Genomic DNA, 12,802 nt, shown 5'->3' with positions numbered 1-12,802 from the left:
TACAATTTACCGGCTTCAGGACTTCGTCACATTGATTTCCATTGTGAAACTGCCCGGACCCAGTGGTCAGATCTTCATCTTGCGAAACACACCAGACGCGACCATCACGCCAAGGATCACAAGAACCACGGCAAGAACCAGCGCAAGGTTGCCCTGCTCACCCAGCAGCACCACACCGCCAAGTGCGGTCAGTGCCGGGGTCATTGCGCCAAAGGCCGACGCACCGGTCGACCCGATATGACGCACGGCAAGACCATAGGTAATGACGGCAACACACCCGGCCAAAAGCCCCTGTGCGGTCAGAAGCATCATGACATCACCCACCGGCGCATCAGCAAGCGTTGTCCCGGTAAACAGCGCAATAACCGCCATGATCACAAAGGACCAGAACCCGACAAAAGCCGCCGCTTCAAGCGCGCCAAGGCCGCTTTGGCGCATGGCATGGGTGTAACACGCCCACATAAACGCCCCGGCCGAAACAAGGCCGTAGCCAAGCAACATCTCACTGCTGATCGCACCGGCCGGTTTGAGCGCAACCAGTGACAGCACACCGACAATCACCGCGGCATATCCGCCCAGACGCACCTTGCCCGGACGTTCGCCAAACATCACAACAGCAATCAGAACCGCCCACACAGCCATCACACCGGGCAACAGAATGCCAACATGGCTTGCTGGAACAAATTGAAGGGCACTGGCAACCATCAGGGTATAAAACGCCCCGGATCCAATCAGCATCAAAAGTCCGTTGGCAATCGAAAGCCCCTTGGGCCAGATGCCTTTTTTAAGCCAGATCGGGGCAAGCAACACAAACGGCACCACAAAGCGCAAAAGACCGATATCCACCGCCGTAAAGTTCGATGTCATGGCATAGCGGGTTGCAATCAGCCAACCGGCCCAGATGAACACCGTAGCAAGGGCAGATGTCACACCGACAAGTCGGCTTTCCGTCGCGCTGGTGGCACGAAGCGCGGAAGTTTCAGACATAACAAGTTATCCGATAAAGGGTTGATTTTGCCGGAATCAGACCATTTTCACTGCCAGCGGGCAACCCCTTTGACCGGAGGTCAGCCATGCGTTGCGGCGCAATAGAAAAACGGCGCAAGGTTTTCCCTGCGCCGTTTGTATTCTTTCAGGACGATCAGACTGAAATCAGATGCCGAATTCGGCAAAGAAATCATTGCCCTTGTCATCAATGACGATAAAGGCCGGGAAGTCTTCAACTTCGATCTTCCAAACGGCTTCCATGCCAAGTTCCGGATATTCGTGAACTTCGACCTTCTTGATGCAATCCTGTGCCAGACGTGCAGCCGGGCCACCGATGGAACCAAGATAGAAACCGCCATACTTGTTACAAGCATCCTTGACGGCCTTCGAACGGTTGCCCTTTGCCAGCATCACGAACGAACCGCCAGCGGCCTGGAACTGCTCGACATAGGCATCCATACGACCTGCCGTGGTCGGGCCGAACGAACCTGAAGGCATACCTTCCGGGGTCTTGGCCGGGCCTGCATAATAGACCGGATGGTTTTTCAGGTATTCGGGCATCTCTTCGCCGGCATCAAGGCGTTCCTTGATTTTGGCGTGCGCGATGTCACGGGCCACAATCACAGTACCGGTCAGCGACAGACGGGTTTTCACCGCATATTGCGACAGCTGTTTGCGGATTTCATCCATCGGACGGTTCAGGTCAACCTTGACCACTTCGTCTTCAAGATGCTCGTCGGTCACTTGCGGAAGGTATTTCGCCGGATCATGTTCGAGATCCTCGATGAAGATACCGTCCTTGGTGATCTTGCCAAGAATCTGACGGTCGGCAGAGCACGAAACCCCAAGACCAACCGGGCAGCTTGCACCATGACGCGGCAGACGGATCACGCGCACATCATGGCAGAAATACTTGCCGCCGAACTGTGCGCCGATGCCCATTTCGCGGGTCATCTCAAGAACCTTCTGTTCCCATTCAAGGTCGCGATAGGCCTGACCATGATCGCCACCTTCGGTCGGAAGGTTGTCGTAATAACGCGCAGACGCCATTTTCACGGTCTTGAGGCAGGCTTCCGCCGACGTACCACCAATGACGATGGCAAGGTGATAGGGCGGGCAAGCCGAAGTGCCAAGGGTACGGATTTTCTCATCAAGAAACTTGCGCATGCTTTCCGGGTTCAGAAGTGCCTTGGTCTGCTGGAACAGGAAGGTCTTGTTGGCAGACCCGCCCCCCTTTGCCATGAACATGAATTTGTATTCATCGCCCTTGGTCGCATACAGATCAATCTGAGCCGGAAGGTTCGAACCGGTGTTCTTTTCTTCGAACATATTGATCGGGGAAACCTGCGAGAATCGAAGGTTATGCTTCTGATAAGCCTGCCAGATGCCTTTGGACAGTGCTTCTTCATCTGAACCATCGGTGATGACCTTGCCACCACGTTTCCCCATGACGATTGCCGTTCCGGTATCCTGACACATCGGCAACACACCGCCCGATGCGATGGATGCGTTTTTCAAAAGATCCATCGCCACGAACTTGTCGTTGGGGGTCGCTTCTTCGTCATCAAGGATTTTGCGAAGCTGTTCAAGGTGCCCCGGACGCAACAGGTGCGAACAATCAAAGAATGCCTGAAGGGTCAGCTTTTCAATCGCTTCGGGTTCGACCTTCAAATAGGTCTCGCCATTGACGTCAACGGTGGAAACACCCTCATCACCGATCTTGCGATACGGGGTGGTGTCCTTCCCCTGTTCGAACATGGGTTTATAGACAAAATCACTCATGGAAGGCTCTCGTCTCTCTCAAAAACAAGGTGGGATTGTTTTTCTCAATAATTGACGCGGAACATAGCGCCTCAGCACAGAAATTTCCATGTTCTTTGCCCCTTCATGCTTTTTTTGTCCCGATTTACGCAGTTCTGCCGATATCTGAACGCCCCTTTGCCCCACCCATCTCGGCACAAACCACGTCGGACTACCCTTATGATTGATTTGCAGTGGACATTCACCAAACAGACAGTGCATCAAGGGACACGCTTGCCCACCCGATGGTCAGGCGCCTCACTTCTCAGGATCAATGATGCTGTCCCAGATTTTGATTATCCTTCCGATTTTCGCGCTGATCCTCACAGGATGGGTTGCGCGCAAAAGCGGCGCACTTGGCCCGACTGCGACGCGTGAAATCAACCGGCTTGTTGTTTATTTCGCCCTTCCGGCCCTGTTGTTTGACATCATGGCCAAGGCCGAGCCGCATGAAATCTGGCAACCTGACTTCATTCTGGCCTTCGGGTTCGGGTGCGGCTTTGTTTTCATCCTGACCATCGTGATGCGTATCGCCAGTGGCCATCATCTGGTCGATGCGGTGATTGACGGGCTGACAACCAGTTACGCCAATGCCGGTTTTCTCGGCTTCCCGCTTGTGCTTGCCCTGATTGGTGAAAGCGGTCTGGCGGCCACCCTGATCGCGACGATCCTGACAGCCTGTGTTCTGTTTGCGATTGCCATCATCCTGATCGAGTTCGGCCTGCAACAGGAAGCAAACAGGTTTCACATTGTCATCAAGACGCTAAAGGCACTGATTAAAAACCCGCTGCTGATTGCACCGACCCTTGGCACGATTGTGATGTTCTCGCCGTGGGAATTGCCAGAGCCGGTTGATGTCTATCTGAAACTTGTCGGTGGCGCAGCTGCCCCTTGTGCGCTGATCGCCCTTGGACTGTTTCTGGCTGATCGCACAGCCAGTCAGAAACACGAAAAATGGAGCACCACGGGGATTTTCGTGTTCATCAAGCTGATTGCACAACCGGCACTGACCTGGGTGATGGCCGTGCCCGTTCTGGGCTTGCCCGAACCGCAGGCCCATCTGGCAATCCTGCTTGCCGCCCTTCCGACCGGCACCGGTCCCTTTATGCTTGCCGAATTTTATGACCGCGAAAGCGTTTTGACCGGGCGGATGATCCTGATTACGACAATCCTTTCGGTCGCAACCCTTTCGGCCTATCTCGCACTCGCCTGAACCCAAACAAAAACAGGCCCGACACATTGATGTCGGGCCTGTAATTCATGCATGGGCGGTGCGCCTCAACGCAGCCTGCGTTATTTCTTGCGGAAGGCATCCAGGGCGATGACTTCGCCGGTTTCACCCGCATCCGGTTTGGATTTCTTGCGAGATTTTGACGGTTCGGCAACCAGTGTCGGTGCCGGTTCCTCGTCATCCATCAGGTCCGCATCCAGATCGTCATCTTCGTCATAGTCGAAATCTTCGTCATCCATTTCTTCTTCGACACTGAAGGTCAGCATGAAGTTGGCAGACGGATCGACAAAGGCCAGCATCGCATCAAAGGGCACGACCACCGTTGTGGGCATGCCATCAAAGCTCATGCCGACCGAAAAGTGATCATCTTCCGATTTCAGATCCCAGAATCGGTGCTGCAGGACAACCGTGATGTTGTCCGGGTGCGCCTTGCGCTGGTTTTCAGGCAATGCAACGCCGGGATGATTGGTCTGGAAGGTGATGTAATAGTGATGCTCGCCGAAAAGGCCTTCTTCCGCCACACGCGCAAGAATATCTTTCACTACGCCGCGCAGCGCCTGGTCGACCATAAGATCGTAACGGAATTCTTCCGGTTTCTGCATCAGTAATCCTGTATCTGGCGGGATACCGGCACGTCCCGGCAAACCCCGTCATTGTCATATAGCATCTTTGCACACCAATTACATCTTGGTGTGCCTTTATGGACTCTATTCATAACGAAGCGGGGAATAAATACAAGAGTGGGGCGTTCTGTTGCTAGGTGCCCCGTCCCCCACCAAATTACCGCTCCCGGCAACCGGAATTTCGCTTTGGTGCTAGTACCGCTTACGCAGCAACAGCAACCGGAGCATTGTTGTCGTTTGCATTTACAAACATTGGCCCGATGCGGTGGTACCATGCCGAGCGCCCACATTGACTTTTACTGCTCACGTCGATCCTGTTTCGGCCCCACGAAGATTGCCTGAGTCGGGCAACCGTAAATTTGGTGGAGCCGCCGGGTACCGCCCCCGGGTCCGTAAAGCCTATTCTGTCACGCAGTTTAGCGCCGTAGTCGGGTTGCCCCGACAGGCCCTATATAGGTCAACTAACACCGGTTTCACAAGGGGAATCGGGAAAAACTTTTTACCAAACCGATGAAAACGGTCCATGGTTCAGATGCCGTGCGCCTCTGCTTGCCCACGCGTTCTGACCTGACTATGCTGCCTCAAACACGATTCCAGAAATGCAGGAACGAGCATGCAGCAATATCTTGATCTGATGCGCCTTGTGCGCGACACCGGCACCCACAAGGAAGACCGCACCGGCACAGGCACCGTATCGATTTTCGGCCATCAGATGCGCTTTGACCTGTCCGAGGGGTTCCCGCTGGTCACCACCAAGAAGCTGCATCTGAAATCGATCATCCACGAATTGCTGTGGTTCCTTGATGGCGATACCAATGTCAAATATCTGCAGGATAACGGTGTACGCATCTGGAACGAATGGGCCGATGAAAATGGCGATCTGGGCCCGGTTTATGGCGGTCAGTGGCGGTCATGGCGCGGGGCTAATGGTGAAACGATTGACCAGATCACCGGCCTGATCGACCAGATCAAAAACAATCCCGATTCCCGTCGCCTGATTGTTTCGGCATGGAACGTTGCCGATGTGCCCAACATGGCATTGCCGCCCTGCCATTGCCTGTTCCAGTTCTATGTCGCGGATGGTAAATTGTCCTGCCAGCTTTATCAGCGCAGTGCCGATATCTTCCTTGGCGTGCCGTTCAACATCGCATCCTATGCGCTTTTGACCATGATGATCGCGCAGGTCTGTGATCTTGGCGTTGGTGATTTTGTCCATACGCTTGGCGATGCACATCTTTATACCAACCATCTTGAACAGGTCGAATTGCAGCTGTCGCGTGAAACCCGCCCGCTTCCGACCATGAAGATCAATCCTGACGTCAAGTCGATCTTTGATTTCAAGTTCGAGGATTTCGAACTGCTCGGCTATGACCCGCATCCGCATATTGCCGGCAAGGTTGCCGTCTGATGCCCGCCAACAATAACGACCGGATCGAACGGGTTGCCGTGGTTGCCGCCGCCAAAAACGGTGCAATCGGCAAGGATGGCTGGATGCCATGGGAACTGCCCGAAGACCTTAAACGGTTCAAGGCCCTGACCCTTGGCAAACCGATGATCATGGGCCGCGTGACGTTCGAGGCCATTGGCAAGCCATTGCCCAAACGCACCACCATCATCGTCACCCGCGACAAGGACTGGTCATATGATCATGAAAATGTCCGGGTTTGCCATGACATCGAAAGTGCGATCCGGCTTGGCGACCAGATTGCCGCCAGCACCGGTGCGAATGAAGTGATCATTGCCGGTGGTGCGCAGATCTATCACCTCGCCCTGCCCTTTACGACCCGCTATGAACTGACCGAGGTACATGCCGACATTGATGGCGATACCTTCCTTGATCCGTTGCCAAGGGATCAGTGGCACGAAACCGCCCGTCAGAAAATCGTCAATGATGATGGCCCGGATTACAGCTTTGTCACACTGGATCGGGTGTAAAACCGTCAACCGCCGGTCTTACACGTTGACGTGAAGCCACCAAGGTTGATTTTCCTGACAATTCGGTCCATCTTTAAGGTCGTTATAGAACACTCGTTCCAGTGTTCTGGTCAGTATCCAAGGACATGTTATGGCTCGGCCGCGCGGATTTGATGAAGAAAGCGTTCTTGATAACGCAATGAACATCTTCTGGAGCAAAGGGTTTGAATCCACCTCCGTTCAGGATCTGGTGGATGAGACCGGGCTTAACCGTGCGTCCATGTATGCAAGTTTCGGCGACAAGAAGGCCCTGTTCCTGCGTGTTCTGGATCATTACAGCCAGAAAATCAGTACCGAGCGTTTCGCAAAATTGCGCGAAATCGAAAACGGCCGCGAAGCGATCGAGGCAACCTTCCGCGACACGGCAAGAAACGGCTGCACAGACGGCAAACACAAGGGTTGCCTGATTGTGAATTCCGGCATGGAACTGGCTCCGCACGATCCGGAAATTGCGGCGATCTCCCATCAGGCATTTCGCCGGGTCGAAGACATGTTTGCAGCGGCACTAACCCGTGGCATCAAGCACGGTACGGTTTCAAAGGAAAAGAACGTTCGTGCATTGTCACGCTTCCTTGCCGGATCGATCCAGGGTGTTCAGTTGATGTCGCGTCGTGGTGCGGATCGCGAAACGCTTGAAGATTATACCAACACCATCTTAAGCACCCTTGATTAAGTCTTCCCGGTGCTATCAAGCCATTGATTAATCTGTCTGACGACAAAGCCCATATCGTGATTTCGGGTTGCGATCAGGCATGCCTTGCCCGATAGTCTGCACCTGAAAATCGATCCTGCGGGATCGGCCCCAACAGGTGGATATATCATGATAGCAAGCGACAGTTTCTGGGACAAAGCGGCGGACAAATACGCGCGAAAGTCCGTGGGTGATGAAGCTGCCTATGCCAAGACGCTTGAACGCACAGTGCAGCATCTCTCGCCTGACCAGCATGTTCTTGAAATCGGATGTGGCACCGGAACAACCGCGCTTAAGCTGGCCCCGCATGTTGCCCACATCACGGGTATCGATATTTCCGAACGCATGATCGAAATTGCCCGGAACAAGGCATCGGATCAGGGCATTCAGAACGTTACCTTTGCGCATAGCCCACATGACACATTCATCGCGCAACAGGGGGCCCAAAGCTTTGACGTTGTGATGGCGTTCAACGTGCTTCATCTGCTCGACGATCCGGCAAAGACCGTGCGCAGTCTGCGAATGCTTTTGAAGTCAGACGGGCTTTTCATTTCAAAGACCCCGTGCCTTGGTGAAATGACAAAGCTATTGCGCCCGCTTGTCTGGGGCATGCAAAAGCTGGGCAAGGCCCCTTTGGTCCATTACATCAACTATGTCACCCTTGATGACATGATCCGGGACGCCGGATTTGATATCATTGCAAGCGGCATCTATCCGGCAAAAACCAGATCACGCCTGATCATCGCCAAACGTCGCCAAGCCTGAATTTCCGCAATATTTTCTGTTAAGCCGGATCACAGTTCAGTGATCCCGGATTTAACAGCTTGTTATTTAGAACGATCATTCCATAATGAATATCAACATCCATATTGCACGTCATGAGGAATGAAATGTCTGCTATTACCCCGCTTATCCCCCGCCAGCCGGTCCCGGCTCTGAACGTACCGCTTGTCGGTGGCGGCATCTGGTCGCTGGCCGATCAGAAACCGGAAAACTTCACCATGGTGGTTTTCTATCGCGGTCTGCATTGCCCGATCTGCGGCAAATACCTCAAGGACCTTGATAACAAGCTCGCTGATTTTGCCAAACGTGGCGTGAATGTTGTTGTTCTGTCATCAGACGTCGAAGAACGCGCGATCGAAGCCAAGGCAAAATGGGAACTTGAGAACCTTGATCTTGGTTATGGCCTCAGCCTTGAGAAAGCCCGCGAATGGGGTCTTTATATCTCGACCTCAAACGGCGTGACCTCAAGCGGCTATGAAGAACCGGCCATTTTCTCCGAACCCGGCCTGTTTCTGGTCCGTGCCGACGGCACCCTCTATTTCGGCACCGTTCAGACCATGCCATTCGCCCGTCCGGCCTTTGACCAGATCCTTGGGGCCCTTGATTTCGTGATCGCCAAGGGCTATCCGGCGCGCGGCGAAGTGATTGATCATACCAACCCGTAACAAGCTTCAAGGTCGGTTCCCCCCCCCTCAACCGCCCGTCACACAAGCAAAAAGCCCGGCATCATTCGAATGCCGGGCTTTTCTTTTTCAGTGCCAAGGGATCAATCCTCGTCCGGGTCCGCATCTCCTTCGCGGCGCTTGCGCGGACGCAGAACAATCCAGGCCGCAACAAGTGTCAATGCCGCCATCCCGAACCAGGTCAGGGCATAGGACAGGTGATTGTTCGGGAAACTGATCCTGGTCAGGCCCCCGACCGGAAGCTTCGCCGGGTTGTCCTTGCCATCCGCATCGATGAAATAGGGGGCAACGTCGTTGGCATCAAGACCACGCTTGATCGCCATCGCCCGGACATCGCGTGAATACCAGCGGTCATCTTCGGGCACATTATCGCGCATGAAGGTGCCAACCGGCTCATCAAGGCGCAGCAGGCCTGTGACGGTAACCTCACCTTCCACCATGCCCTCGGTCCGGCCTGCGGGATCGCGGCGATCTGTCGGTACGAAGCCGCGATTGATCATGACGATTGTGCCATCATCACGCGCAAGCGGGGTCATCACCCAATAGCCGGCCCCGTAATCGGTGGCGGCATAGACATGGCTTTCAAGATCGTTGCGATAGGTTCCTGTAACCCTGACCTTGCGATATTCATCGCGCGCCCGGCTGACAGTTTCCCAGTCATCGCGGGTCGGGGCGGCAACAGCATCGCCATGCACGCGCGCCTCAACCCGTTCAATCAGATCAAGCTTCCATGCCCGGCGTTCCACCTGCCAATATCCAAGGGCACTGAACCCTGCAAACAGGATTGCCGCCAAGGTCAGCACGACGATCCGTGTTACCGTTGATGGGCCTGTGCGGGTTGGCTCGGACTGAGAAATGCGGTGTTCCGTCATCTCGCTTTCTTTCAAAAGACGTCAATCATTCCTGAAATAAAAAAGGCGCGATACCGGTATAAGTATCGCGCCCCTTTCAGATATCAAGCGATGGCTTAGCCAAAGCTTTTGATCATTTCATGATCCATCTGCGGCATCATGTTGGTGTTGAGGTGATACATCACCCACAGCGAACCGGCGATGGCAATCGCAACGATCACAATGGTGAAGATCAGCGCCAACATGTTCCAGCCGCCTTCGGATTTGGTGTTCATGTGCAGGAAGTAGACCATGTGAACCACGATCTGGACAACGCCAAGACCCATAATCCACATCGCGGTCGCGACCTTGCTGTCAAGAACACCATCCATCACAAGCCAGAACGGGATCGCTGTCAGGATGACTGACAGGATGAAACCGATCATATAGCTTTTGAAAGTACCGTGAGAGGCACCATCGCCGTGATGGTCATCATGTGCGTGAGAATGTGCACTCATCCCAGAACTCCCAGCAGATAAACGACGGAGAAGACACCGATCCAGACAACGTCAAGGAAGTGCCAGAACATCGACAGGCACATCAGACGACGTTTGTTCGCCGGGATCAGGCCGCGTTTGCCAACCTGAACCATCAGGGTCACAAGCCAGATGATACCGAACGTCACGTGCAGACCGTGCGTTGCCACCAGCGTATAGAACGCCGACAGGAAGCCACTGCGCATCGGGGTCGCACCGAGGCTCCAGAGGTGATGGAATTCGTAAATCTCAAGACCAACGAAAGCCACACCGAACAGGCCGGTAATTGCCAGCCAGATCTGGGTGCCTGCGATCTTGCCTTTTTCCATCGCCAGCATGGCAAAGCCATAGGTGATCGACGAGAGCAGCAGCATCGAGGTGTTGATCGCCACCAGACCAAGATCGAACAGGTCTGCTGGCGAAGGCCCGGCCGCATAGTTGCGGCCGAGAACGCCATGGGTTGCAAACAGGATCGCAAAGATGAGGCAGTCGCTCATCAGATAGATCCAGAAGCCGAGCATCGTACCGGTTTCCGGGTGATGCTCTTCTTTCAGGTAAAAGACCGGCGCTTCGGTCTGAGAGGCAGTAGTATTCGCCATTGTCATTCCCTTACGCCTGCTGTTTTGCCAGAAGGGCTGTACGTTCGTCTTCGGTCTTCACAACTTCCGATGCCGGGATGTGATAATCACGGTCATAGTTGAAGGTGTGTGCAATCGAACCGGCAACCAGAACGATGAAGCTTGCAACAACAAGCCACCACATGTGCCAGACAAGTGCGAAACCAAGGACGAGCGAAATCGCAGCCAGGATAAAGCCAGCGCCGGTATTTTTCGGCATGTGGATATCAATGAAGCCGGAAGTCGGACGTACATAGCCACGTTTCTTCATATCCGCCCAAGCATCCAGTTCATGGACAACCGGGGTAAAGGCGAAGTTGTAAGCCGGGGGCGGCGAAGACGTCGACCATTCCAGCGTACGACCACCCCACGGGTCACCGGTTTCATCGCGCAGCTTGTCACGTTTGATTACCGCAACAACGATCGACAGGATGAACGAACCGATACCACCGGCAATCAGAAGCGCACCAAAGGCCGCAATGATGAACCAGATCTGAAGCGACGGATCGTCAAACTGGCTCATACGGCGGGTAACACCCATCAGGCCGAGAACATAAAGCGGCATGAAGGCGAAATAGAAGCCGATGGTCCAGAGCCAGAACGACATCTTGCCCCAGAATTCGTCAAGCTTGAAGCCGAATGCTTTCGGGAACCAGTAGACGATACCGGCAAACATCCCGAAGACCACACCGCCGATAATCACGTTATGGAAGTGCGCGATCAGGAACAGGCTGTTATGGAGCACGAAGTCAGCCGGCGGAACAGCAAGCATAACGCCGGTCATGCCACCAATAACAAAGGTCAGCATGAAGCCGATTGTCCACAACATCGGAACATCAAAGCTGATGCGGCCCTTATACATGGTGAACAGCCAGTTGAAGACCTTTGCACCGGTCGGGATCGAGATGATCATGGTGGTGATGCCAAAGAAGGCGTTCACGCTTGCCCCCGACCCCATGGTGAAGAAGTGGTGCAGCCAGACGATGTAGGACAGAATGGTAATAACCACGGTGGCATAAACCATCGAGCTGTAACCGAACAGGCGCTTGCGGCAGAAGGTCGACACAACTTCAGAGAACACACCAAACGCAGGCAGGATCAGGATATACACTTCCGGGTGACCCCAGATCCAGATCAGGTTGATGTACATCATGGCGTTACCGCCAAGATCGTTGGTGAAGAAGTTGGTGTCTGCGTAACGGTCAAGACCAAGCAGAACCAGAACCGCGGTCAGAACCGGGAACGCTGCAACGATCAGGATGTTGGTGCAAAGCGCGGTCCAGGTAAAGACCGGCATCTTCATCATCGACATGCCCGGCGCGCGCATCTTGACGATGGTCACAATCAGGTTCACCCCTGAAAGCAACGTACCGACACCTGCGATCTGCAAGGCCCAGATGTAATAGTCGACCCCGACCCCCGGACTGTAGACAATGTCAGACAGCGGCGGATATGCCAGCCAGCCGGTCATTGCGAATTCGCCAACAAACAGCGACGCCATGATCAGCGCGGCACCACAAGTGGTCATCCAGAAGCTGAAATTGTTCAGGAACGGGAATGCAACGTCGCGCGCACCAATCTGCAGCGGCACAACAAAGTTCATCAGACCGGTCACCAGCGGCATTGCCACGAAGAAGATCATGATCACACCATGCGCGGTGAAAATCTGATCATAGTGGTGCGGCGGAAGGAAACCTTCGGCACCGTTAAAGGCAATGGCTTGCTGGGCACGCATCATAAGAGCATCGGCAAAGCCACGCAGAAGCATGATAATTGCCAGGATGATATACATGATGCCGATCTTTTTATGATCGATCGAGGTGATCCACTCGCGCCACAGATATCCCCAAAGACGGAAGTAGGTCAGACCGCCGACAACGGCGATGCCACCCACAACCACCCCCAGAAACGTCACAAGAATGATCGGATCATGGAGGAACGGGAAGGAGTCGAGGGACAGCCGGCCAAATATAAAGTGTAAAAGGTCCGGATTAGAGAACATCGGATTACTCTTCTTTCAAATGCAGAAAGGCACCGGATTTACGGT

At 54.1% G+C, this 12,802-nt stretch carries 13 protein-coding genes and 1 other RNA gene; 6 read left to right on the top strand and 8 right to left on the bottom strand.

The window, feature by feature from the left end:
- Nucleotides 1-66: 66 nt before the first annotated feature.
- Complete coding sequence (locus ACTU44_RS08145) at nucleotides 67-987, bottom strand: DMT family transporter (protein ID WP_114099259.1); 921 nt, start codon at nucleotides 985-987, stop codon at nucleotides 67-69.
- Nucleotides 988-1,152: 165 nt separating this feature from the next.
- Nucleotides 1,153-2,769 (bottom strand): fumarate hydratase, encoded by a 1,617-nt coding sequence (locus ACTU44_RS08140; protein WP_462097166.1) that lies wholly within the window; start codon nucleotides 2,767-2,769, stop codon nucleotides 1,153-1,155.
- Nucleotides 2,770-3,064: 295 nt separating this feature from the next.
- Between ACTU44_RS08140 and ACTU44_RS08135 the strand changes: the two genes are divergently transcribed.
- Nucleotides 3,065-4,000 carry an AEC family transporter gene (locus tag ACTU44_RS08135; protein WP_462097165.1) on the top strand — a complete coding sequence of 312 codons (936 nt, stop codon included), beginning with the start codon at nucleotides 3,065-3,067 and terminating at the stop codon, nucleotides 3,998-4,000.
- Nucleotides 4,001-4,080: 80 nt separating this feature from the next.
- Here ACTU44_RS08135 and ACTU44_RS08130 read toward each other — a convergent pair whose 3' ends face one another.
- Together ACTU44_RS08130 and ssrA are read right to left on the bottom strand one after the other, a co-directional pair.
- Nucleotides 4,081-4,620: an SspB family protein gene (locus ACTU44_RS08130; protein ID WP_114099257.1), complete on the bottom strand. Its 540-nt coding sequence runs from the start codon at nucleotides 4,618-4,620 to the stop codon at nucleotides 4,081-4,083.
- Nucleotides 4,621-4,757: 137 nt separating this feature from the next.
- Nucleotides 4,758-5,124, bottom strand: a transfer-messenger RNA (tmRNA) gene (gene ssrA, locus ACTU44_RS08125).
- 130 nt (nucleotides 5,125-5,254) lie between these two features.
- On the opposite strand from ssrA, the gene ACTU44_RS08120 reads away from it, so the two are divergent.
- From ACTU44_RS08120 to ACTU44_RS08100, 5 genes are all read left to right on the top strand, one after another.
- Entirely contained in the window at nucleotides 5,255-6,049 is a 795-nt protein-coding gene (locus tag ACTU44_RS08120; RefSeq protein WP_114099256.1) for a thymidylate synthase, read from the top strand.
- Nucleotides 6,049-6,576 (top strand): dihydrofolate reductase, encoded by a 528-nt coding sequence (locus tag ACTU44_RS08115; protein ID WP_114099255.1) that lies wholly within the window; start codon nucleotides 6,049-6,051, stop codon nucleotides 6,574-6,576. Before ACTU44_RS08120 ends, ACTU44_RS08115 begins: the two co-directional genes overlap by 1 nt.
- Before the next feature lie 130 nt (nucleotides 6,577-6,706).
- Entirely contained in the window at nucleotides 6,707-7,288 is a 582-nt protein-coding gene (locus tag ACTU44_RS08110) for a TetR/AcrR family transcriptional regulator (RefSeq protein ID WP_462097164.1), read from the top strand.
- A 147-nt stretch (nucleotides 7,289-7,435) separates the two neighbouring features.
- Entirely contained in the window at nucleotides 7,436-8,071 is a 636-nt protein-coding gene (locus ACTU44_RS08105) for a class I SAM-dependent methyltransferase (RefSeq protein ID WP_462097163.1), read from the top strand.
- 125 nt (nucleotides 8,072-8,196) lie between these two features.
- Nucleotides 8,197-8,754, top strand: a complete 558-nt coding sequence (locus tag ACTU44_RS08100; protein ID WP_336083534.1) for a peroxiredoxin-like family protein — start codon at nucleotides 8,197-8,199, stop codon at nucleotides 8,752-8,754.
- A gap of 101 nt (nucleotides 8,755-8,855) precedes the next feature.
- Here the strand turns inward: ACTU44_RS08100 and ACTU44_RS08095 are convergent, their stop codons facing one another.
- The 4 genes from ACTU44_RS08095 to cyoB all read right to left on the bottom strand — a co-directional run bounded on the left by ACTU44_RS08095 (nucleotide 8,856) and on the right by cyoB (nucleotide 12,757).
- The gene (locus ACTU44_RS08095) at nucleotides 8,856-9,644 is read right to left on the bottom strand and encodes an SURF1 family protein (RefSeq protein ID WP_462097162.1); all 789 of its coding nucleotides are present in this window, start codon (nucleotides 9,642-9,644) and stop codon (nucleotides 8,856-8,858) included.
- Between the two features lie 95 nt (nucleotides 9,645-9,739).
- The gene (locus ACTU44_RS08090) at nucleotides 9,740-10,120 is read right to left on the bottom strand and encodes a cytochrome o ubiquinol oxidase subunit IV (RefSeq protein ID WP_336083539.1); all 381 of its coding nucleotides are present in this window, start codon (nucleotides 10,118-10,120) and stop codon (nucleotides 9,740-9,742) included.
- The gene (gene cyoC, locus ACTU44_RS08085) at nucleotides 10,117-10,737 is read right to left on the bottom strand and encodes a cytochrome o ubiquinol oxidase subunit III (RefSeq protein WP_462097161.1); all 621 of its coding nucleotides are present in this window, start codon (nucleotides 10,735-10,737) and stop codon (nucleotides 10,117-10,119) included. Before cyoC ends, ACTU44_RS08090 begins: the two co-directional genes overlap by 4 nt.
- A gap of 10 nt (nucleotides 10,738-10,747) precedes the next feature.
- Nucleotides 10,748-12,757: a cytochrome o ubiquinol oxidase subunit I gene (cyoB, locus tag ACTU44_RS08080; RefSeq protein WP_336083543.1), complete on the bottom strand. Its 2,010-nt coding sequence runs from the start codon at nucleotides 12,755-12,757 to the stop codon at nucleotides 10,748-10,750.
- Nucleotides 12,758-12,802: the final 45 nt, after the last annotated feature.

The sequence above is a fragment of the Thalassospira sp. SM2505 genome (assembly GCF_054901115.1).
The sequence above is the reverse complement of the archived record's forward strand: the minus strand, read 5'-3'. Positions and strand labels throughout refer to the sequence as shown.

Bases quoted from the DNA above. Each gene is read 5' to 3' on its own strand.
- ACTU44_RS08145 (WP_114099259.1), bottom strand. From the start codon at position 987: ATGTCTGAAACTTCCGCGCTTCGTGCCACCAGCGCGACGGAAAGCCGA.
- ACTU44_RS08140 (WP_462097166.1), bottom strand. From the start codon at position 2,769: ATGAGTGATTTTGTCTATAAACCCATGTTCGAACAGGGGAAGGACACC.
- ACTU44_RS08135 (WP_462097165.1), top strand. From the start codon at position 3,065: ATGCTGTCCCAGATTTTGATTATCCTTCCGATTTTCGCGCTGATCCTC.
- ACTU44_RS08130 (WP_114099257.1), bottom strand. From the start codon at position 4,620: ATGCAGAAACCGGAAGAATTCCGTTACGATCTTATGGTCGACCAGGCG.
- ACTU44_RS08120 (WP_114099256.1), top strand. From the start codon at position 5,255: ATGCAGCAATATCTTGATCTGATGCGCCTTGTGCGCGACACCGGCACC.
- ACTU44_RS08115 (WP_114099255.1), top strand. From the start codon at position 6,049: ATGCCCGCCAACAATAACGACCGGATCGAACGGGTTGCCGTGGTTGCC.
- ACTU44_RS08110 (WP_462097164.1), top strand. From the start codon at position 6,707: ATGGCTCGGCCGCGCGGATTTGATGAAGAAAGCGTTCTTGATAACGCA.
- ACTU44_RS08105 (WP_462097163.1), top strand. From the start codon at position 7,436: ATGATAGCAAGCGACAGTTTCTGGGACAAAGCGGCGGACAAATACGCG.
- ACTU44_RS08100 (WP_336083534.1), top strand. From the start codon at position 8,197: ATGTCTGCTATTACCCCGCTTATCCCCCGCCAGCCGGTCCCGGCTCTG.
- ACTU44_RS08095 (WP_462097162.1), bottom strand. From the start codon at position 9,644: ATGACGGAACACCGCATTTCTCAGTCCGAGCCAACCCGCACAGGCCCA.
- ACTU44_RS08090 (WP_336083539.1), bottom strand. From the start codon at position 10,120: ATGAGTGCACATTCTCACGCACATGATGACCATCACGGCGATGGTGCC.
- cyoC (WP_462097161.1), bottom strand. From the start codon at position 10,737: ATGGCGAATACTACTGCCTCTCAGACCGAAGCGCCGGTCTTTTACCTG.
- cyoB (WP_336083543.1), bottom strand. From the start codon at position 12,757: ATGTTCTCTAATCCGGACCTTTTACACTTTATATTTGGCCGGCTGTCC.